This window comes from Roseateles chitinivorans (assembly GCF_002761755.1).
Lineage (GTDB): Bacteria > Pseudomonadota > Gammaproteobacteria > Burkholderiales > Burkholderiaceae_C > Roseateles > Roseateles chitinivorans.
Genome location: NZ_PEOG01000064.1, coordinates 13,998 through 33,067, shown reverse-complemented (window position 1 = coordinate 33,067; position 19,070 = coordinate 13,998). Strand labels below are relative to the sequence as shown.

The 19,070-nt window shown below is 70.9% G+C and carries 17 protein-coding genes; 6 read left to right on the top strand and 11 right to left on the bottom strand.

Annotated elements, in window-relative coordinates:
- On the top strand, positions 1-1,118 hold a 1,118-nt coding region (locus CS062_RS19885; protein ID WP_099863300.1), incomplete at its 5' end, for an aminotransferase-like domain-containing protein.
- Between the two features lie 49 nt (positions 1,119-1,167).
- On the opposite strand, the gene CS062_RS19880 is transcribed toward CS062_RS19885, so the two are convergent.
- Positions 1,168-1,644 carry an energy transducer TonB gene (locus tag CS062_RS19880; RefSeq protein WP_099863299.1) on the bottom strand — a complete coding sequence of 159 codons (477 nt, stop codon included), beginning with the start codon at positions 1,642-1,644 and terminating at the stop codon, positions 1,168-1,170.
- 99 nt (positions 1,645-1,743) lie between these two features.
- Here CS062_RS19880 and CS062_RS19875 point away from each other — a divergent pair, with 99 nt between their 5' ends.
- On the top strand, positions 1,744-2,529 hold the full coding sequence (locus CS062_RS19875; RefSeq protein ID WP_099863298.1) for a fumarylacetoacetate hydrolase family protein: 786 nt from the start codon (positions 1,744-1,746) through the stop codon (positions 2,527-2,529).
- A 13-nt stretch (positions 2,530-2,542) separates the two neighbouring features.
- On the opposite strand, the gene CS062_RS19870 is transcribed toward CS062_RS19875, so the two are convergent.
- Both CS062_RS19870 and CS062_RS19865 read right to left on the bottom strand, forming a co-directional pair.
- A complete protein-coding gene (locus CS062_RS19870) occupies positions 2,543-4,414 on the bottom strand; it encodes an ATP-binding cassette domain-containing protein (RefSeq protein ID WP_099863297.1) in 1,872 nt (623 codons plus the stop codon).
- Between the two features lie 93 nt (positions 4,415-4,507).
- On the bottom strand, positions 4,508-5,395 hold the full coding sequence (locus CS062_RS19865; RefSeq protein ID WP_158238845.1) for a helix-turn-helix domain-containing protein: 888 nt from the start codon (positions 5,393-5,395) through the stop codon (positions 4,508-4,510).
- A 112-nt stretch (positions 5,396-5,507) separates the two neighbouring features.
- On the opposite strand from CS062_RS19865, the gene CS062_RS19860 reads away from it, so the two are divergent.
- The gene (locus tag CS062_RS19860) at positions 5,508-6,905 is read left to right on the top strand and encodes a cytochrome P450 (RefSeq protein WP_099863295.1); all 1,398 of its coding nucleotides are present in this window, start codon (positions 5,508-5,510) and stop codon (positions 6,903-6,905) included.
- A 111-nt stretch (positions 6,906-7,016) separates the two neighbouring features.
- Here the strand turns inward: CS062_RS19860 and CS062_RS19855 are convergent, their stop codons facing one another.
- Positions 7,017-7,601 carry a helix-turn-helix domain-containing protein gene (locus tag CS062_RS19855; RefSeq protein WP_099863294.1) on the bottom strand — a complete coding sequence of 195 codons (585 nt, stop codon included), beginning with the start codon at positions 7,599-7,601 and terminating at the stop codon, positions 7,017-7,019.
- A 128-nt stretch (positions 7,602-7,729) separates the two neighbouring features.
- Here CS062_RS19855 and CS062_RS19850 point away from each other — a divergent pair, with 128 nt between their 5' ends.
- Complete coding sequence (locus CS062_RS19850; protein WP_099863293.1) at positions 7,730-8,959, top strand: MFS transporter; 1,230 nt, start codon at positions 7,730-7,732, stop codon at positions 8,957-8,959.
- Here the strand turns inward: CS062_RS19850 and CS062_RS19845 are convergent.
- Together CS062_RS19845 and CS062_RS19840 are read right to left on the bottom strand one after the other, a co-directional pair.
- The gene (locus CS062_RS19845) at positions 8,881-9,876 is read right to left on the bottom strand and encodes a Bug family tripartite tricarboxylate transporter substrate binding protein (protein WP_099863292.1); all 996 of its coding nucleotides are present in this window, start codon (positions 9,874-9,876) and stop codon (positions 8,881-8,883) included. The genes CS062_RS19850 and CS062_RS19845 overlap by 79 nt on opposite strands.
- Positions 9,873-10,397, bottom strand: a complete 525-nt coding sequence (locus CS062_RS19840; protein WP_099863291.1) for a MarR family winged helix-turn-helix transcriptional regulator — start codon at positions 10,395-10,397, stop codon at positions 9,873-9,875. Before CS062_RS19840 ends, CS062_RS19845 begins: the two co-directional genes overlap by 4 nt.
- A gap of 84 nt (positions 10,398-10,481) precedes the next feature.
- On the opposite strand from CS062_RS19840, the gene CS062_RS19835 reads away from it, so the two are divergent.
- Both CS062_RS19835 and CS062_RS19830 read left to right on the top strand, forming a co-directional pair.
- The gene (locus CS062_RS19835; protein ID WP_233218161.1) at positions 10,482-11,756 is read left to right on the top strand and encodes a flavin-dependent oxidoreductase; all 1,275 of its coding nucleotides are present in this window, start codon (positions 10,482-10,484) and stop codon (positions 11,754-11,756) included.
- A gap of 146 nt (positions 11,757-11,902) precedes the next feature.
- Positions 11,903-13,000, top strand: coding sequence for a Uma2 family endonuclease (locus CS062_RS19830; protein ID WP_158238844.1), 1,098 nt, complete (start codon positions 11,903-11,905; stop codon positions 12,998-13,000).
- Here the strand turns inward: CS062_RS19830 and CS062_RS19825 are convergent.
- The 5 genes from CS062_RS19825 to CS062_RS19805 all read right to left on the bottom strand — a co-directional run bounded on the left by CS062_RS19825 (position 12,985) and on the right by CS062_RS19805 (position 18,961).
- Complete coding sequence (locus CS062_RS19825; RefSeq protein WP_099863288.1) at positions 12,985-13,728, bottom strand: metallophosphoesterase family protein; 744 nt, start codon at positions 13,726-13,728, stop codon at positions 12,985-12,987. The genes CS062_RS19830 and CS062_RS19825 overlap by 16 nt on opposite strands.
- Positions 13,729-13,825: 97 nt before the next feature.
- Positions 13,826-14,686 carry an S-formylglutathione hydrolase gene (fghA, locus tag CS062_RS19820; protein WP_099863301.1) on the bottom strand — a complete coding sequence of 287 codons (861 nt, stop codon included), beginning with the start codon at positions 14,684-14,686 and terminating at the stop codon, positions 13,826-13,828.
- A gap of 79 nt (positions 14,687-14,765) precedes the next feature.
- Positions 14,766-15,749: a glutathione synthase gene (gene gshB / locus CS062_RS19815; RefSeq protein ID WP_099863287.1), complete on the bottom strand. Its 984-nt coding sequence runs from the start codon at positions 15,747-15,749 to the stop codon at positions 14,766-14,768.
- Between the two features lie 29 nt (positions 15,750-15,778).
- Positions 15,779-16,966 (bottom strand): benzoate/H(+) symporter BenE family transporter, encoded by a 1,188-nt coding sequence (locus CS062_RS19810; RefSeq protein ID WP_099863286.1) that lies wholly within the window; start codon positions 16,964-16,966, stop codon positions 15,779-15,781.
- Positions 16,967-17,077: 111 nt separating this feature from the next.
- On the bottom strand, positions 17,078-18,961 hold the full coding sequence (locus CS062_RS19805) for a potassium transporter Kup (protein ID WP_099863285.1): 1,884 nt from the start codon (positions 18,959-18,961) through the stop codon (positions 17,078-17,080).
- Positions 18,962-19,070: the final 109 nt, after the last annotated feature.

Here is a 19,070-nt window from a genome sequence, read left to right as displayed (position 1 = left end):
CGGTCGACGCGAGCGCGCTGATCCGCGGCATGTTCCAGGCCGACGCGCGGCGCTCGCCGGGCCTGGGCACCTTGCCGGCGGAGTGGCTGGACCTGGGGCTGCTGCAGTCGACGCTGCGGCGGCTCGCGGCGAACGCGGACGACGCGCTGCTGTCCGGCTACGGCGAGCCGCTCGGCGACGAGCGCCTGCGCCGCGCGCTGTCGCGGCGCTTGCTGGACATCGCGATCCAGGCGGCGCCAGACCAGATCATGAGCACCGTCGGCGCGACCCACGGCCTGGACTTGATCACCCGCGCCTTCCTCGAGCCCGGCGACGCGGTGCTGGTCGACGACCCGGGCTGGGCGATCGAGTACGCCCGGCTGTCGCAGGCCGGCATGCGGCTGCTGCCGGTGCCGCGCGGCGCGCAGGGGCCGGACATCGGCGTGATGCGCCGGCTGATCGAGGAACACCGGCCGCGGATGTACGTGACGGTGTCGGTGCTGCACAACCCGACCGGCGCGACGCTGGACCTGGCGCATGCGCATCAGGTGCTGCAACTGGCGCATGAGCACGACCTGCTGATCGTCGAGGACGACACCTACGCACTCTTCGCGCCCAACCATGCGCCGCGGCTGGCGGCGCTGGACCAGCTGCGCCGCACGATCTATGTCTCGGGCTTTTCGAAGATGCTGTCGCCGGCATGGCGAGTCGGCTTCGTCGCCGCCAGCGCGGACCGCATGGCGCGGCTCACCGAGCTCAAACTGCTGGCCTCGCTGACCACCAGCCCGCTGATGGATCGCGCGGTGGCGCTGTGCCTGGAGCAGGGCCTGCTGCGCAAGCATGCGGAACGGATCGCCTCGCGGCTGGCCACGGCCCGCCAGCGCTGCGTGCGGCTGGCCGAGGACGCGGGCTGCCGCTTCGCCGCGACGCCGGCCGGCCTGTTCGGCTGGGTCGACGTGGGCGTGGACACCGAGCGGCTCGCGCCGGCGATGATGGACCAGGGCTGGCTGATCGCGCCCGGCATCCTGTTCAGCCCGACGCGCACGCCGGGCACGCTGATGCGCATCAACTTCGCGACCTCGCAGGACCCGAAGTTCTGGCACGCGCTGGAGCGCGCCCGCGAGGCGCTCCGGCGCTGAGCGCTGAGCGCTGAGCGCCTCGCGCCGAGCGGCGCCGCCAGCGGTGCCGTCAGCGCCGCTCGGGCGGCGGCTCGTTGTCGTCGCGGATCGGCGCGTACGGGCCGACGATCCGATAGCTCTGGCGCAGGCGGCAGACCACCTCGACCGGCGTGCCCCACCAGGTGGCCGGCCGCACGCGCCAGTCCTTCATGGCCAGGTTGTTGTGGCTGATGAACAAGCGGGCCGGCCCCTCGGCGGCCGTCAACGGCGTCACCCGCCCCTGCGCGTCGACGCGGAACTCGACGACCACATCGCCGCTGTAGGAGTTCATGTGCTGCGTGGCCGGATACATCGTCTTGCTGCCGAACTCGAGGTAGGGCGCGACGTCATAGGTGCCCTTGCAGCCGCCGAGGCTGCCCGGCGGCAGCAGGTTCTCTTCGTCGTACGCGCGACCGAACGGATTGAGCGGCTGCGACGCGCAGGCCGCGAGCAAGGTGGACAGGATCAGCACGGCGGCGCGCGCCGCGGATCCGGAGCAATCGATCATCTGGGGCCTCCCTGGCCATGTCCCGCGTCGAGCGGACCTCGCCTGACGGTGCGTTCTTGTCGGGCCGGATGCTAGCGGCGGCGCCTAAGATCCGCGCTCATGACGATCCCTAGCTCCTCCTCTCCCGCCGACCTGGGCGCGGCGCTCGCCCAGGCCTGGTCCGACGACACGCTGCTGGACGACACCGCCTGGTCGCTCCCCGACGAAGCCGCCGCCTATGCGGCGCAGGCCGAGCTCGCACGGCGCCTGGACTGGCTCGAGCCGGGACGGGCGCAGTTCTGGAAATGCGGCGGCTCCTCGCGCGAGGGCGCGCTGGGCAGTTCGCCGCTGCCGCCGCTGCGCGCACGCGAGGTGCGTGGTCTGCGCAACGGCGGCGACTTCGGCGACCTGACATTGATCGGCGCGGAAGCGGAGATCGCGCTGCGCCTGGGCCAGGATGTGACGCCCGAGATGGCCGCGGCGCTGGTGCCCGGCCAGGCGGAGCACCTCATCGACGCGATGTGCGTCGCCGTCGAATGGCTGGGCTCGCGCTGGCAGCGCGGCCTGGCGGCGGACAACACCCTGCGGCTGGCCGATGCGCAGACCCACGGCGCGCTGGCGCTGGGTCCTTGGCAGGCCTGGAAACCGGGCCACGACTGGGCGAACCAGCCCTGCGAGTTGACCGTCGAGGGCCAGGCGCCGATGGGCGGCATCGGCGGCCATGGCCTGAACGATCCGGCCTGGGTGGTCGCCGGCTGGCTGCAGATCGCCACCCGCGGCGGGCAGACGGTGCCCGCCGGCAGCGTCGTGACGACCGGCTCCTGGCGAGTCGCCACGAAGCTGGCCAAGGGCGCGAGGGTGACCGCGCGCTACGAGGGCCTGGGCGAGCTCACCGTCCGCGGCTGACCGTCGGGCCGGCTCACTTCGCCTCGAGGATCTCCCAGCGCTCCATCAGTGCGAGCAGTTCGTCGTCGATCTCGGCGGCGCGGTTGGTCACCTCGGTGATGCGCGCGGCTCCCTGGGTATAGAGCTCGGTGCTGTTGAGCAGCGCCTGCAGGTGCTTCTGCTCGGTCTCCAGCGCGCCGATCCGGGCGGGGATCTCGTCGAGCTCGCGCTGCTCCTTGTAGCTGAGCTTGCGCTTGGTCGCGACCACGGGCGCCGGTGCGGGAGCGGGCGCCGGAGCCGGCGCGGCGGCCGGCGCCTGGCGCGCCTTGATGTCGGCCGCGCGCTGCGACTGCTGCAGCCAGTCCTCGACATCGCCCTCGTACTCGCGCCACTTGCCGGCGCCCTCGCTGACGATCGTGGAGGTCACGACGTTGTCCAGGAAGCGCCGGTCGTGGCTGACCAGGAACACGGTGCCGTCGTACTCGGCGAGCAATTCCTCGAGCAGTTCCAGCGTCTCGATGTCCAGGTCGTTGGTCGGCTCGTCCAGCACCAGCACATTGGCCGGACGCGCGAACAGCCGGGCCAGCAGCAGCCGGTTGCGCTCGCCGCCGGACAGGCTGGACACCGGGGAATCGGCGCGCGCCGGCGAGAACAGGAAGTCGCCCAGGTAGCTCTTGACGTGCTTGCGCTGGTTACCGATCTCGATCCATTCGCTGCCCGGGCTGATCGTGTCGGCCAGCGTGGCGTTGAGGTTGAGCGCATCGCGCATCTGGTCGAAATAGGCGACCGTCATCTTCGTGCCCAGGCGCACCGTGCCGCTGTCGGGCGGCAGCTCGCCCAGGATCATCTTGAGCAGCGTGGTCTTGCCCGCGCCGTTGGGACCGATCAGGCCGACCTTGTCGCCGCGCAGGATGGTGCCGGTGAAGCCGTCGACGATCACCCGGTCGCCGAAGCGCTTGGAGACGTTCTCCAGCTCCGCGACGATCTTGCCGCTGGACTCGCCGGTGGCGACGTCCAGCCGCACCTTGCCCTGCACATCGCGGCGGGCGTGGCGCTCGGCGCGCATCTCATGCAGGCGCTGCACGCGGGCGACGCTGCGGGTGCGGCGGGCCTCGACGCCCTTGCGGATCCAGACCTCCTCCTGCGCCAGCAGCTTGTCGAAGCGGGCGTTGGCCAGCGCCTCGTTCTCCAGCTCGTAGGCCTTGGCGGCCTGGAAGGCGGCGAAGTTGCCGGGGTAGCCGCGCAGCTGGCCGCGGTCGAGCTCGACGATGCGGTTGGCGACGTTGTCCAGGAAGGCGCGGTCGTGGGTGATCAGCAGCAGCGAGCCCTTGAAGCCGTTGAGCAACTCCTCCAGCCAGCGGATCGCGTCCAGATCCAGGTGGTTGGTGGGCTCGTCCAGCAGCAGCACATCGGGCTGCGCGACCAGCGCGCGAGCCAGCGCCACCCGCTTCTTCAGGCCGCCGGACAGCTCGCCGACCCGGCGCTCGCCGTCCAGGCCCAGGCGGTGCAGGGTCTCGTCGACGCGCTGTTCCCAGTTCCAGGCGCCGATCTGCTCGATGCGCTCCTGGACCCAGCCCAAATCGTCGTTCTCGTCGTGCGCCTCGTAGCGGGCGCGCAGCGCCTTGGCCTCGGCGACGCCTTCGCTGACGACGTCGAAGATCGTGGCCTCGGGGCGCAGTTCAGGCTCCTGCGGCACGTAGACGCTGGTCAGGCCCTTCTCGAGCTGCAGCAGCCCGTCATCGAGCTTCTCGAGACCGGCGAGCACCTTCAGCATCGAGGACTTGCCGGTGCCGTTGCGACCGATCAGGCCGACCCGGTCGCCGGTTTCGAGGGAGAAATTTGCGCCGTCGAGCAGCGGCACATGGCCGAAGGCGAGGTGGGCGTTGGAGAGGGAGAGGACAGCCATCGGCGGATTGTCCTCGATGGCAGGGAACGCCCCCTCACCCCTGCTCTCTCGCCCTCCCATGGGCGAGGGCGTCGCGGCGCTGGGGCCGGTCGGTCAGACCCAGACGCGGTAGGCCCAGAAGGCCTCCTCCTCGGCGACGCGGCGGCGCAGTTCCTCCGGGCTGAAGCCGCTCAGCCGCCGGGTCTCGCGACACAGGTGGGCCTGGTCGGCATAGCCATGGTCCTGCGCCAGCGCGCTCCAGATCACCGCGTCGTCGTCCTCGTCGAGCCGGCGCACCTCGTGGAAAGCCGCCTCGGCGCGGCTGACCAGCCGCAGTGCGCGCAGGCTCTGGCCGCTCCATTGCTTGATGCGGCGTTCGGCCTGCCGGACGCTGCGACCGTGTCCGGCCGCGATCGCGCGCAGCGCCAGGCGCTGCATCCAGCCGGCGTAGCCACGCGGCGCCGGATCCTCGGCGACCACCGCCGCGCGTACCGCGCGCCAGCGCGGCAGCAGGAAGGCCTCGAGCAGGCGGCGGGCCGTCGCCTCGTCGCCGGCCTCTCGCATCGCCGCGTCCAGCGCGTGCCAGTCCGGATCGCCGATGACCGACAGGGGCACCATGCGGTCCTTCAGCGCACCGATGTCCAGGCCCGTCATCGCCTGGAGCGCCTCCGGCCGGATCGCGACCATGAAAGCCCGGCCGTCCGGCGTCGACTGGAAACGCCGGGGCCCGCTGCGCGGTCCGCCGAGCACGCCAGCCGGTAGCCAGTCACCCGGCTTGCCGTCGAGGCTCAGTTCACGCACGCGCCCACCGAGCGTCCAGCTCAGGCCGCAGAGCGGCGTGGCGGGGAACCAGCTCTGGCATTGCGCGTCGGTGAGACCGGTGGGGACGGCGCCCCGGGCCGCGGCGAGATCGCGCCAGAGGTAGGCGTACACGCAGCCTTCCAGCGCGCGCGGCGGGATGCGCAGGCGCGCGACGGTGCCGGGGTGGAGGGCTGCGTCCATGGCGCCGCAGTCTAGGCGGGCCGCGCCGTCCTGGCGGCGCCGGCGCTGAAAGCCCGGTGCCATGTCGCTTCGATTCAAGACGGCCCGCGCCTTCGCCGCCAGGATGCGCGCCATGAGCCGCGTCCTGCCGATTCCCGCCCCCGTCCCCGGTCCACCGACCCGCTGGGGTGGACTGCCCGAAGTCCTGGCGTTGCGCCGTGACTACCTCGGTCACCTCCGCCACCTGCAGCAGCGCTACGGCGACGTGGTCCACCAGCGGTTGCTCGGCCTGGACGACTTCTGCTTCTTCCATCCGGACCATGTGCGGGAACTGCTGATCGCCGGCCACGACGGGATGATCCGCTGGGAGCGCGCGACCGCGGTCTTCGCCGATGCGCACGGCCAGAGCGTGCTGGTGGCCGAGGGGCCGGCATGGCAGCGCCAGCGCAGGCTGCTGCAGCCGGGCTTCTCGCCGCAGCGGGTGACCGGCTTCGTGCCGCTGATGGTCGACGCCGCCCGCCGCGCGCTGGAGCGCCTGCCCGCCGCAGGCGTCGGCTCGAACGAGGACCGCGCAGAGGTCCTCGACTTCGAGTCGCTCATGACCCTGCTGACGATGGACGTGATCCTGCGGACCCTGTTCTCCGCCGGCGATGGCGATGCGGCGGTCGCCGAGACGGCCTGGGCCGTGCACGAGCTCGGCAAGGTCGCGATGGGCGAGATGTACGTGCCGGTCAGCGCGCCGCTATGGGCGCCCTGGAAGCGGGGCAAGCGCCGGGCGTTGCGATCGCTGGACGGGCTGATCCGCGGCCACCTCGCGACGCGGCGCGCGCAGGCCCGCCAAGGCAGGCCGGCGCCGGACGACCTGCTGGCGATGCTGATGGCGCTGCGCGACGAGCGCGGCGAGCCGCTCGACGACACCGCGCTGCGCGACGAATGCATGACGACCTTCCTGGCGGGCCATGAGACCAGCGCCGCCGCGCTGACCTGGTGGGGCTGGTGCATGGCCGCCCACCCCGACGCCCAGCGGCACGCGGCCGACGAGGTGGACGCGGTGCTCGGCGGTCGGGAGCCCGGAGCGGCGGACCTGACGCGGCTGCCCTGGCTGAGCCTGTGCATCAAGGAGACGCTGCGGCTGTATCCACCGGCACCGGCGCTGTTCTCGCGCCGGACCATCCAGGCACTGGACATCGCCGGCCTGCGGCTGCCGCGCGGGGCGATGCTGCGTCTGACGCCGGGCCTGATCCAGCGCGACCCGCGCTGGTTCGAGGAGCCGGAAGCCTTCCGCCCGGAGCGCTTCGATCCGGCGGCCGGGCATCGTGAGATTCCGCGCGGCGCCTGGATGCCGTTCGGTGCCGGGCCCCGGGTGTGCCTCGGCAGCCACTTCGCGCTGATGGAGATCACGCTGGTCGCCGCGATGGTGCTGCAGCGGTATCGGCTCGCGCCGGTGCCCGAGGCGCCAGCGCCGGAGCCGGTGCTCAACATCACGCTGCGCCCGGCCACGCCCCTGCGGCTGCGGCTGATGCCGCGCTGAAGACCCACCGGAGAGGAAGAACGAACGCGCGGAGGCCCCCGTCGCTTCTGCGGAATCTTTTATTCGTGGACGCTGGCGGCGCCAGTCCGTAGCGTGGCGGACATGCTTGCGTCAGGTCACCGGCGGCAGGTCCGGGAGGGTCTCGACGAGCCGCACGAAGCTGCCGTCCGACAGCTGGAAGCGCACCCATCGCATCCGGCTCCGGAGGATGGGCATGTCCTGGTCGGTGGCGGCGCCGGTGTCGAACTCGACCGCGCCGGGCGCCGGCTCGTACCAGCCCAGCGCGTCCAGCCGCGCCTCCTGCGCCACGATCTCGGGCGTGGCGTAGCACCACAGCGCGCGGCCGAGCAGCTCGGCACGCGGCAGCCTGCAATGCCGCTCGCGCGCGCGGGACATCGCCAGCAGCCGGTGGCTCAGGTCGCAGATCAGGTGCACCGGCACCGGCGCGCGTTCGACGAGGCGACCCAGTTCGAAGTCGGCCGCGCTGTCCAGCCGCGCGGCCATCAGCCGGCGCAGCGCCTGCTGCTCGTCCAGCGACGGCGCCGCCCCTCCCGATTCCCAGCGCGACACGGTCGTCTGCGAGACGCCCATCTCCGCCGCGACCGCGCCCTGCTTCAGGCGACGCAGCGAGCGCCACAGCCGCAGGCTGCGGCCGAGCTGGCGAGCATCGCAGGACAACAGCGGCGAATCATTCATGGCGCGGGCACAGGCAAGTCAGAAGGCGGTGGCGAAGCGGTCGCGTCCGGGGCGGGGAAGCCGAGGCCACCAAGGACAACGGAGGTCGGCGCGCATCGCGTCGGCGGGATCGGCACGGGAGGGCCGACATGAGGATTCTGCTGTACTACCTCTGCGGCGTGTTCGCCGCGGCCCAATTGGGCAAGCTGGCGGCGCTGTCGCCGCCGATCGCGCGCGAACTCCAGCTCGGGCTGGCGGCCATGGCCGCGCTGACCTCGCTGCTGGAAGTCTGCGGCGCGACGCTGGGCGGCATCGCCGGACGCTGGCTGCCGCGAGTGGGCCTGCGGTCCAGCCTGTCGGCGGCGGCGCTCGCGCTGGCCCTCGGCGCTGCCGCCGCCGCCTTCGCGCAGGACCTGGTGACGCTGGCGCTGGCGCGGCTGGTCGAGAGCCTGGGCTATCTCGCGATCGTCGTGGCGGCGCCGGTGCTGATCGCCCGCGAGTCCGAGGGCCGGCGCCAGGCCGCCGCGATGGCGCTGTGGAGCACCTTCGTGCCGGTGGGCATGGCCGTGGGGGCCTGGGCCTACGCGCAGGCGGCCGGCGCCGTCGGCTGGCGCTCCGCGCAGGCGCTGAGCGTGGCAGGCGGGCTGCTGCTGTGGGTGAGCCTGCGCGCGGTTTCCGAGGACGAGGCCGCGACAGCGCCGACACCGCGGCCATCGTCCGGCGGCCCCGGCGCGACCGGCGCCTTGCTGTGGGCGCTGGTGGCGGCCTTCGGTGCCTATGCGATCGCCGAGGTCGGCCTGCTGGCACTGCTGCCGAGCCTGCTCACCCAAGGCGGCATGCCGTTGGGAACGGCCGGCGGGTGGACCGCCGCGGCCGCGCTCGCCAACGTGCCGGCCAGCGCGATCGGCGCATGGCTGCTGAAACGTCGCGGCGCGCTGTCGCCCGCCATCGCGGTGGGCATGGCGGTGTCGCTGGGACTGTCGGGCCTGCTGTTCCTCGCCGCCTTGCGCGACGGCGGGCAGGCGTCGCTGCAGGCGCTGCTCGCGATCGGCGTCAACGCGGCCTCGGGCGTGTTCCCGAGCCTGGTCTTCGCGCTGCTGCCGCTGGCCGCGCGCACGCCGGAGCGCCTCGCGCTGGCCAGCGGACGGCTGACCCAGTTCGGTGCCTCGGGCGCCCTGCTCGGTCCGCCGCTGATGGGCGCGGTGGTGGAACACTGGGGCTGGAGCGCCGCCGGCGGGCTCGCGCTGGCGCTGTCGGCGCTGGCGATCCCGCTGGCGCTCTTCGCCTGGCGGCGGCTCGCTCAGTCGTCGGAGGAGAAGCCGGAAGCCTGCACGATCGGCCCCCACTGCGCGCGCTCGGCGGCCAGCCGACGGGTGTAGTCCGCCGGCGCCATCGCCAGCGGCTCGAAGCCCAGTTTGGCCAGGCCGTCCACAACCTGCTTCTCGCGCAGCGCGACGCGGATCAGGTCGAAGACCTTGTCGACCACGGCGGTCGGCGTCTTCGAGGGCAGGAAGAGGCCATAGCTCTCGACGCCGACGATGCCCTTGAATCCCTGCTCGGCGAAGGTCGGCACCTCGGGGGTGAAGCGCGAGCGCTCATGGTCGGTCACGCCCAGGATGCGCAGACGGCCGCTGGCCAGGTGAGGCAGGAAGTCGCCGAGGATGAAGCAGCCCGAGGCGATCTGTCCGCCCATCAGGTCCTGCAGCCCCGGGGCGGCGCCGCGGTATGGCACATGGGCGAGCGTGATGCCGGCGGCGCGCTTGAACTGGTCGCCCAGGAAGTGCGGCATCGCGCCGGCGGCGGGCGAGGCATAGGACGACTGCTCCGGATGCGCCTTGGCCCAGGCGACGAAGTCGCCCAGCGTCTTCACCGACGCCGGCACCATCGGTCCGACGCCGAAGCCGCAGGTCGCGTTGCAGATCGGCGAGACGGCGAGCACGTCACTGTCCGCCTTGTAGGCCAGTCGGCGATAAACATGCGGATAGATGGTGAACATCGAGGACGGGCTCAGCAGCATCGTGCCGCCGTCAGGCGGCGCGTCCTTGAGCGCCGCCACCGCCAGCCGTCCACCCGCGCCGACCCGCTGTTCGACCAGCACCGTCTCGGCGAGCCGGCCGCGCCAAGCCTCCGCGAGCCGGCGCGCGGCCACGTCGGTGGAGCCGCCGGCGGGAAAGCCCACCAGGATGCGCGGCATCGCCGCGGTCTGCGCGCGCAGCGGGCCGGCCCACCCGGCCATCGCGGCGCCGAGCAGCAGGCCGGCATCGCGCCGGGTGAGCTTTCGATCTTGGTCGTTCATCGCTTGTCTCCGTCGTCGTTGTTGTTGGCCGCCGCCGTCGCGGCCAGCCGTTCGAGGTCCGCCTTCAGCGACGCGGCGCGGTCGCCCAGGCCGCGCATCAGGCGCTCGTCGTGCGCACGCACGCGGCGCTCGATCTCCGCAAGCTTGCGCTTGCCGGCCGCCGTGAGGAACAGACCCCAGCTGCGGGCATCGTCGGCGTCGTCCTGGCGTTCCACCCAGCCGCGGGTGGTCAACCAGTCGGTCAGGCGCAGCGCGCCGCTGCGGTGCAGGCCCATCGCCTGCGCCAGCAGGCCCTGCCGCATGCCGGGATTGCGACCCACGAGCACCAGCGCCGCGAAGCGCGGCGGGCTCACGTCCAGGCCCTCGGTGGCGCGATGGAAGTCCACGTACAACGCGGCCTGTGCCCGGCGCAACGCATAGCCGAGCAGCTCGTCGAGCACACCGTAGTCCAGCCCGGGAACGGGCAGCAGCGACGCGCCGGGCGGCTCGGCGACGGTCTTGGACGAACGGATCCGACTCATGGCAATGAGCTTAGATACCGTTGCATAGAGCAACTATCTCGCTTACCCTGACTCGCTCGATTCCCCCGGACCCTGGAGATGCCCATGGCCCTCGACATCCTGATCGCCGGCGGCGGCATCGGCGGACTGACCGCGGCGCTGGCCCTGCAACGCGACGGCCACCAGGTGACGGTCTGCGAAGCCGCCGCCGAACTCAAGCCGCTCGGCGTCGGCATCAACCTGCTGCCCCATGCGGTGGCGGTGCTGGACGAGCTGGGGCTGATGCCGGCACTGGCGTCGATGGCGGTGCCGACCTCGGCGCTGGTCTTCGCCAACCGCCACGGACAGACGATTTACGAGGATTTGCGCGGCCTGGCCGGCGGCTACAGCCACCCGCAGTTCAGCGTGCACCGCGGGGAGCTGCAGCAGATGCTGTGGCGCGAGGCGGCGGCGCGGCTTGGCGCGGAACGGCTGGTGAGCGGCTGGCGCATCACCGGCGCGCAGCTGGACGGCGACGAGGTCATCGCCCAAGGCGTGGACGCTTCGGGCGCGACGGTGTCGCGACGCGCGAGCGTGCTGATCGCGGCGGATGGCATCCACTCGGCGATCCGGCGGCAGTTCTATCCCGATGAAGGACCGCCGCGCTGGAACGGGATGATGATGTGGCGCGGCACCTCGCTGGCGAAGCCCTTCCTGGACGGCCGCACGATGGTGCAGGCCGGGCATCGACGCGCGAAATTCGTCGTCTATCCGATCGCGCCCCCCCGGCCGGACGGACGCCAGCTGATCAACTGGATCTGTGACCGCCGACTGCGCGAGGACGGCCTGGGCGGCGGGCTGACGGCGCCGGGACGCGAGGACTGGAACAAGCCCGGCTCGATCGACGACCTGATGCCGACCTTCGGCGGCTGGCGATTTCCCTGGCTGGACGTGCCCGGGGTGATCCAGGGCGCGACGCAGCTGCTGGAGTGGCCGATGGTCGACCGCGATCCGCTGCCGCGCTGGCGGCATGGTCGCATCACGCTGCTGGGCGACGCCGCGCATCCGATGTACCCGATCGGCTCGAATGGCGCGACGCAGGCGATCCTGGATGCCGCCGCGATCGCGAAGGCGCTGCGCAAGGAACGACGCGTCGAGACGGCGCTGGCGAACTACGAGGCCGAGCGCCGGCCGATGTGCGCGCGCATCGTCGAACTCAATCGGCAGGAGGGGCTGGACTACATCCTCGACATGGTCGAGGAACGCGCGCCGGACGGCTTCGCGCGGCTCGAGGAAGTGATCGATCCGGCGGAAGTCGACGCCTTCGTCAAGCGCTACAAGGCGGCGGCGGGGCACCGGCAGGCGGCGCCTGCGGGTACCTCCCCGGCTCCGGAACGGTAGCCCCCGGAACCGCCCTCTTCGTTCCAGTCACCCAAGCGCCCTCCATCGGGGACCGGGGCCGGGTTTGATCCCGATCGAGGTAGCAGACGCCGAACAGCGGTTTCCGAAGAATCGCCACCTTCCTCATGCAGTTGCAGGAGTGGCGAATGTCCTACCTCCATGTCGAGCAGCCGATGACCTCGGACGAGTTCCTTCAATGGCAAGCGCTTCAGGAAGATCTCCACGAGCTCATCGATGGCCGTCTTCTTCCGCTGCCGCCGCGCGATGCCTCGTTCTTCCGCCTGCTGGTCAACCTCACTTCGGCGATCAGGACGGCACTGGGCGGGGAGTCGGGCTGGGAGGCCTTCACGAGCGCTGACCCCGTGATCGCCACCGGCCTCGACGTGGTCCGTCCGGACGCCTTCTTCGCTCGATCCGACGAGCGCTTCGCCCCGGCAGTGGCTTGTGCCTTCCCGTCCGCGGCGGGCGGCCTCGCCGACATCCGGCGCCTGGGCGCGCAGCGGCGCATCACCACCTTGAAGGAATTGGTGTCCGTCGATCGCGACGCGCGAATCGTCAGCGTGGAGCGCCGGTCCCCGTCGGGCGGATGGACCACGAGCCACCATGGGATGGGCAGCGAGGTACGCCTCGATTTCGCAGGGATCACCTTCCCCGTGGCCGACGTGTTCGCCGGCTTTGATCGGGCGGATGCCAGGCTCACGCTCGAGGAGTTCTGCGCCTGGGAGTCGTCCCAGCCGCGCAGGCACGAGTTCTTCCACGGTCGGATCCTGGCGATGACTGGCGCTCGCCTCGACCACGGCACCGCGTGCATGAATCTCGCCGCGCGGCTGCATCAGCATCTGCGCGGCAGCCCTTGTCGTGTCTTCTCGGAAAACGCGGCCGTGCTGAACCCCATTGGCACCTATTTCTATCCCGACGTCGTCGTCACCTGCGAACCGATCAACGGGGACCAGCGGTGGATGCTGCAACCCCTTCTGGTCATCGAGGTGCTGTCGGTGTCGACGCAGCGGTTCGATCGGACTGAGAAGGCGCAGGCGTACTTCCGAATCCCTTCCTTGCGGGAGTACGTCTTGGTGGACCACGTCCGCCGCCGCATCGATCTTCACCGCCGGGGACCCGATGGCCACTGGTCCCGCCATCCGTCCATCGGAGAGGCGCCGCTTCACTTGCAGTCCTTGGACCTCACGATTCCCGCCGAGGCCATCTACGAACGCATCGCCGCGAGCAATCAAGCCGCCGCATAACCGGTCCTCAGCCACCTGGCCCAATCCTCGCGCCCATGGCGGGCCGCGATCCGCGCTGCGGCTTCATGGTCATACGGCACGCTGATCGATGTCGTCCGCCAGCCCTGCGCCGTCTTCTCCACGATGGCATAGCGCGCATCCGGCGAGCCCACTTCCGCGACATGCGGTGCGGGATGCTCGTCATCCCAGGCCTGCAGGCCCACGCTGCCGGGATTCACCAGCCATTGCCCGCGCGAGCTGCGCAGCACCCGAGGAATGTGCGTGTGGCCGCAGCAGACCAGCTCGGACCGCTCCTCGCCGAGGCGTTCGGCCACTTCCTCCGCCGACGCGAGCACCAGCCGCTCGCCGACCTGCGAGTCGAGGAAGTACTCGATGTCCCGACGCGGCGTCCCATGGCACAGGAACACTTCGTCGTTGAGCCGCAGCGTGGTCGGCAGCGCACGCAGCCAATCGAGCTCCGGCTCGCCCAGACACTCGCGGGCGAAACGGTCCGACGCTCCGCCTGGCTTCTCCGCGGTGATCGCCAGCAACTGGCGCTCATGGTTGCCGGCGATCGTGATCCATCGCTGGGCCATCAAGTAGCGCGCCGTCTCCAACGGCAGCAGCGGACCGGACAGGATGTCGCCGAGATTGACGATGGTGTCCACGCCGCGCGGACGGAGATCGGCCACCACGGCTTCCAGCGCCGGCAGGTTGCCGTGGATGTCGGACAGCAGGGCGATGCGCATCGGAATCTCCGGTTCTCTCGATCACCCATCGGCGGCGGCCGACCGGCCGGGTCCGATGGACCAGCGGTTCACAGGGCCACGCTGCCGGCGGAGCCGATCAGCCTGCGAATTGCCGCGCGTGATGCGCCAGATGATCGTCGATCACCGACGCGATGAAGTAGTACCCGTGGTCATATCCGTCGTGGCGGCGCAGTGTGAGCGGCTGCCCGATCGCCGCGCACGCGGATTCGAGCGCCTCGGGATACAGCTGCTCGACGAGGAACTTGTCCGCCAGCCCCTGGTCGACCAGGAGACCGCCCGGATACGGCACGCGGGCCTGCGCCTGCATCAGCGCGCTCGCATCGTGCGCCGGCCAGGCGTCTCGGTCCTCGCCGAGGTAGCCGGTGAAGGCCTTCACGCCCCACGGGCAACGGCTGGGCGCCGCGATCGGCGCGATCGCCGACACGGACGCGAAGGTGCCCGGATGCCGAAGCGCCAGCGTCAGCGCCCCATGCCCGCCCATCGAATGCCCGGCGATCCCGGTCCGCGCGGCATCCAGCCCCAGCACGGCCTGCACTTGCGGAACAAGCTCCTTCATCAGGTAGCTCTCCATGCGCCAGTGCGTCGCCCAGGGGGCCTGCGTCGCATCGAGGTAGAAGCCCGCCGCGATGCCGAAGTCCCAGGACGCCGTCGCGCCCGGCAGCACGCTGACCGCTTCGCCGCGTGGGCTGGTGTCCGGCATCAGCAGCGCCAGGCCCAGCTCGGCGGCTTTGCGCTGGGCGCCGGCCTTCATGGTGAAAGTCTCCTCGGTGCAGGTCAGACCCGCGAGGAACACCAGCAGACCCTTCGCCGCGCGCTCACCGCCCGGCGGCAGGTACAGCGCGAAACGCATCGGCAGGCCGATCTCGGTCGAATCGTGGCGGTGGAAGCGCTGCACGCCGCCGAAGCTGGCGTGCTCGCTGAGCAGTTCGAAAGCCATGGCGAAGTCCTGGGCCGGTTCGGCGATCAAGGCGCGAGAGGCGCGATCAACACGCAATCAACGGGCGGTCGACACGCGCTCAGCGCGCGCCGCTCACCGCCGCCTCGAGCGCGTCGATGAAGGTCGCGCCGACGTCGAAACCTGTCTGTTCCATGATTTCCTGGAAGCAGGTCGGGCTGGTCACGTTGAGCTCGGTCATCCTGTCGCCGATCACGTCCAGCCCCACCAGCAGCAGCCCGCGCGCGGCCAGCACCGGCGCCAGCGCCTCGGCGATGCGGCGGTCGTCGTCGGTCAGCGGCTGGGCGACGCCCTTGCCGCCGGCCGCCAGGTTGCCGCGCACCTCGGTGCCCTGCGGGATCCGCGCCAGCGAGTACGGCACCGGCTTGCCGCCGATCAGCAGGATGCGCTTGTCGCCCTGGACGATCTCCGGCACGAAGCGCTGCACCATCACCGACTGCGCGCCGTTCTTGTTCAGCGTCTCGATGATGCTGCCCAGGTTGAGGGCGTCCGCCTTGACGCGGAAGATGCCCATGCCGCCCATGCCGTCCAGCGGCTTCAGGATGATGTCCTGGTGCTCGGCATGGAAGGCCCGGATCGCGGCGGCGGAGCGTGTCACCAGCGTCGGCGCGATGAACTGCGGGAACTCCAGGATCGCCAGCTTCTCCGGATGGTCGCGCAGCGACGCGGCCTTGTTGAACACGCGCGCGCCTTCACGCTCGGCCTGCTCCAGCAGGTGGGTCGCGTAGAAGAACTCCGAATCGAAGGGCGGGTCCTTGCGCATCAGCACCGCGTCGACATCGGCCAGCGCCAGGTCCCGGGCCGCGGTGATCTCATGCCAGACCGCGAGCTTCGTGCCGGCCCGGCTGGCGACGGCCTCCGGCGTCAGCGTCAGTTGCCGGGCCGCATGGGCCGTCACCCGGCTGCCGCTGACCCACACCAGGTCGGGCACCTCGCACACCCACAGCTCGTGTCCGCGCCGGGCGGCCTCTCGCATCATCGCGAAGGTGGAGTCCTTGTAGGTGTTGAACGCGGACAGCGGGTCGGCGACGAACAGCAGTTTCATGGGCGAGGCTTTCGGCAGCAGGCTGCGGGTTACTTCTTCGGGACGCTCTGGGAGCGGGCCCGGAAGTGTTGCACCAAAAGAGAAACCGCACCGGCGACCACGCCCCAGAACGCCGAGCCGATGCCCAGCAGGCTCAGCCCCGAGAGCGTGACCAGGAAGGTCAGGATGGCGGCGTCGCGGTGATGCTCGTCCTTCAGCGCGGCGGACAGCCCGCCCGCGATCGTGCCCAGCAGCGCCAGTCCCGCCACCGCGGCGATCAATTCGCGGGGGAAGGCGGTCAGCAGCCCCACCACCGCGCCGCCGGCCAGGCCGATGGCGATGTAGAACACGCCGGCCATGGCGGAGGCCGTGTAGCGCCGGGACGGATCCTCGTGAGCCTCGCGCCCCATGCAGATGGCTGCGGTGATCGCCGCGAGGTTGAAGGCATAGCCGCCGAACGGCGCGAACACCACCGAGGCCAGGCCGGTGACGGCGATGCTTGCCGAGACCGGCGTCTGATATCCCGACGCCCGCTGCGCGGCGACCCCGGGCAGGTTCTGCGAGGCCATCGTGACGAGGAACAGCGGCAGTGCCACGCCGATCAGCGCGGGCAGCGAGAACGCGGGCGTGACCCAGACCGGCATCGCCCAGCCCCACTCGACGGCCTCCAGGTGCAGCCGGCCCTGCGAAGCCGCGACGGCGACGCCGGCGAGCAGCACCAGCGGCGTCGCGTAGCGCGGCAGGAAGCGGCGGGCGGCGACATAGACGAGCGCCATGGTGAGCACCATCGCGGGCGCGGTCTTCGTGGCGAGGACGGCATCGAGCCCGAAGCGTGCCAGCACGCCGGCGAGCAGCGCGGAAGCGATCGCGATGGGGATGCGGTCCATGATCCGTTCGAACCAGCGGGTCGCGCCGGCGATGAGGATCAGCACGCCGCAGACGATGAAGGCCCCGACGGCCTCGGGCATGGAGAGGCCGGAGACGCCGGCGAGCAGCGCGGCGCCAGGCGTCGACCAGGCGGTGAGGATGGGCTGGCGCGTCCAGAGCGAGAGGCCCAGGCTCGTCAAGCCCATGCCCAGGCCCAGGGCCCAGATCCAGGAACTCGTCTGGGCCGGCGTCGCGCCCAGCGCCTGCGCGGCCTGGAACACGATGGCCACCGAGCTGGTGAAGCCCACCAGCACGGCGACGAAGCCGGCGACCGCGGCGGAGAGGGACAGGTCTTGCAGCCAGCGTTTCATGGGCCGAAGCATAACGACCGCGTCCGCGATCGACCGGCCCGAGTGGCCCCGTTCACGAAGCCGGCGTCGGCGCCCAACGCTGAGCGCCGAACGCCGAGCGCCGAAAGAACGTCAGATCTCGACCTTGGACCCGAGTTCCACGATCCGGTTGGTCGGCAGGTGCAGGAAGTCCGCCGCCGCGGCCGCGTTGCGGTGCATGCTCGCGAAGAGCTTCTCCCGCCACAGCGCCATGCCCGACCCGATCGTCGGGATGACGATGTCGCGCGACAGGAAGTAGCTCGTCTCCATCTCGTCCAGATGGACACCCCGCTGCTCCAGCAGCTTGAGCGCGTCCGGCACGTCCGGCTCGTTCTTGAAGCCGAAGTGCAGCGTCACCTGCCAGCAGTCGTTGTCCAGGCTCTCGACCTCGACCCGCTTCTCGAAGCCGATCCACGGCACCTCGTGATGCTTGACGCTGACGAACAGGTTCTGCTCATGCAGCACCTTGTTGTGCTTGAGGTTGTGCAGCAGCGCGTTGGGCGTCACGCCCTGCTCCGCCGACAGGAACACCGCGCTGCCCTGCACCCGCGTCGGCGGGTTGATGAAGACGGCCTCGAGGAAGCTCTTCAGGTCGATCGCGTCCTCGCGCAGCTTGTCCGACAGCAGCCGGCGGCCCTGCTTCCAGGTCAGCATCAGCGTGAACATGCCCACGCCGATCAGCAGCGGGAACCAGCCGCCGTGCGCCACCTTCAGCAGGTTGGAGGCCAGGAAGGTGGCGTCGATCAGGAAGAAGGCCCCGGTCGCGATCACGCACAGCCACAGCGGGTAACGCCAGCCGAAGCGGATCACGAAGAAGGTCATCACCGTGGTGATCGTCATGTCGATGGTCACCGCCACGCCATAGGCGCCAGCCAGCTTGCTCGACGAGCCGAAGAAGGCCACCGCCACCACGACGAAGGCGAACAGGCCCCAGTTGACGAAGGGCACGTAGATCTGGCCGATGTCCCGCACCGAGGTGTGCACGATGCGCATGCGCGGCAGCAGCCCCAGCTGCACCGCCTGCTTGGTCACCGAGAAGGCCGCGGTGATCAGCGCCTGCGAGGCCACGATCGCCGCCAGCGTCGCGAGCACGAACAGGGGGATCTCCGCCCAGCCCGGCGCGAGCAGGAAGAATGGGTTCTTGATCGCTTCCGGCCGGTCCAGCAGCAGTGCGCCCTGACCGAAGTAGTTCAGCGTCAGCGCCGGCATCACGAAGCTGTACCAGGCGATCCGGATCGGCTGCTTGCCGAAGTGTCCGAGGTCCGCGTACAGCGCCTCGCCGCCGGTCACCACCAGCACCACCGCGCCCAGGGCGACGAAGGCGATCCAGCCGTAGTGGGCGCAGAACTCGATCGCCCACATCGGATTGATGGCCTGCAGCACATGCGGATTGCCGACGATCTTCGGAATGCCCAGCAGCGCCAGCGAGGTGAACCACACCAGCATCACCGGCCCGAAGGCCTTGCCCACGCCGCCGGTGCCGAAGCGCTGGACCGCGAACAGCCCCGCCAGCACCACCAGCGAGATCGGCACCACCGCATCGTGGTACTGCGGCGCATAGACCTCGATGCCCTCGACCGCCGAGAGCACCGTCATCGCGGGCGTGATGACCGCGTCGCCGAAGAAGATCGCCGTGCCGAACAGCCCGACCAGCATCAGCCCGCGCCGCAAGGTGGGTTTCTCGCGCACGGCGGTGGTCGCCAGCGCCAGCATCGCGATCAGGCCGCCTTCGCCGTTGTTGTCCGCGCGCAGGATCAGCAGCACGTACTTGAAGGAGACCACGACGGTCATGGTCCAGAACAGCAGCGACAGCACCCCGAGGATGTTGTCGTGCGTCATCGGGACGTGCGCGCCGTGGAAGACTTCCTTGAGCGCGTACAGGGGGCTGGTGCCGATGTCGCCGTAGACGACACCGAGGGCGCCGATGGTCAGCCCGGCCAGGACGGCCGGCGAGCGGGGCGCATTGTGTGAACTCACGAAAGGCGCGGCGGCCGCCCGGGCCGCCGGAAGTCGAAAGTGCGTATTGTCTGCCTTCCGTTGTGCAGTGCGTCAATGGCCACTCCCACCGTTGCGGGGGCGGGGTTGA

Coding starts and splice junctions, on each gene's coding strand:
- CS062_RS19880 (WP_099863299.1), bottom strand. CDS start 1,644: ATGATCGATTGCTCCGGATCCGCGGCGCGCGCCGCCGTGCTGATCCTG.
- CS062_RS19875 (WP_099863298.1), top strand. CDS start 1,744: ATGACGATCCCTAGCTCCTCCTCTCCCGCCGACCTGGGCGCGGCGCTC.
- CS062_RS19870 (WP_099863297.1), bottom strand. CDS start 4,414: ATGGCTGTCCTCTCCCTCTCCAACGCCCACCTCGCCTTCGGCCATGTG.
- CS062_RS19865 (WP_158238845.1), bottom strand. CDS start 5,395: ATGGACGCAGCCCTCCACCCCGGCACCGTCGCGCGCCTGCGCATCCCG.
- CS062_RS19860 (WP_099863295.1), top strand. CDS start 5,508: ATGAGCCGCGTCCTGCCGATTCCCGCCCCCGTCCCCGGTCCACCGACC.
- CS062_RS19855 (WP_099863294.1), bottom strand. CDS start 7,601: ATGAATGATTCGCCGCTGTTGTCCTGCGATGCTCGCCAGCTCGGCCGC.
- CS062_RS19850 (WP_099863293.1), top strand. CDS start 7,730: ATGAGGATTCTGCTGTACTACCTCTGCGGCGTGTTCGCCGCGGCCCAA.
- CS062_RS19845 (WP_099863292.1), bottom strand. CDS start 9,876: ATGAACGACCAAGATCGAAAGCTCACCCGGCGCGATGCCGGCCTGCTG.
- CS062_RS19840 (WP_099863291.1), bottom strand. CDS start 10,397: ATGAGTCGGATCCGTTCGTCCAAGACCGTCGCCGAGCCGCCCGGCGCG.
- CS062_RS19835 (WP_233218161.1), top strand. CDS start 10,482: ATGGCCCTCGACATCCTGATCGCCGGCGGCGGCATCGGCGGACTGACC.
- CS062_RS19830 (WP_158238844.1), top strand. CDS start 11,903: ATGTCCTACCTCCATGTCGAGCAGCCGATGACCTCGGACGAGTTCCTT.
- CS062_RS19825 (WP_099863288.1), bottom strand. CDS start 13,728: ATGCGCATCGCCCTGCTGTCCGACATCCACGGCAACCTGCCGGCGCTG.
- fghA (WP_099863301.1), bottom strand. CDS start 14,686: ATGGCTTTCGAACTGCTCAGCGAGCACGCCAGCTTCGGCGGCGTGCAG.
- gshB (WP_099863287.1), bottom strand. CDS start 15,749: ATGAAACTGCTGTTCGTCGCCGACCCGCTGTCCGCGTTCAACACCTAC.
- CS062_RS19810 (WP_099863286.1), bottom strand. CDS start 16,966: ATGAAACGCTGGCTGCAAGACCTGTCCCTCTCCGCCGCGGTCGCCGGC.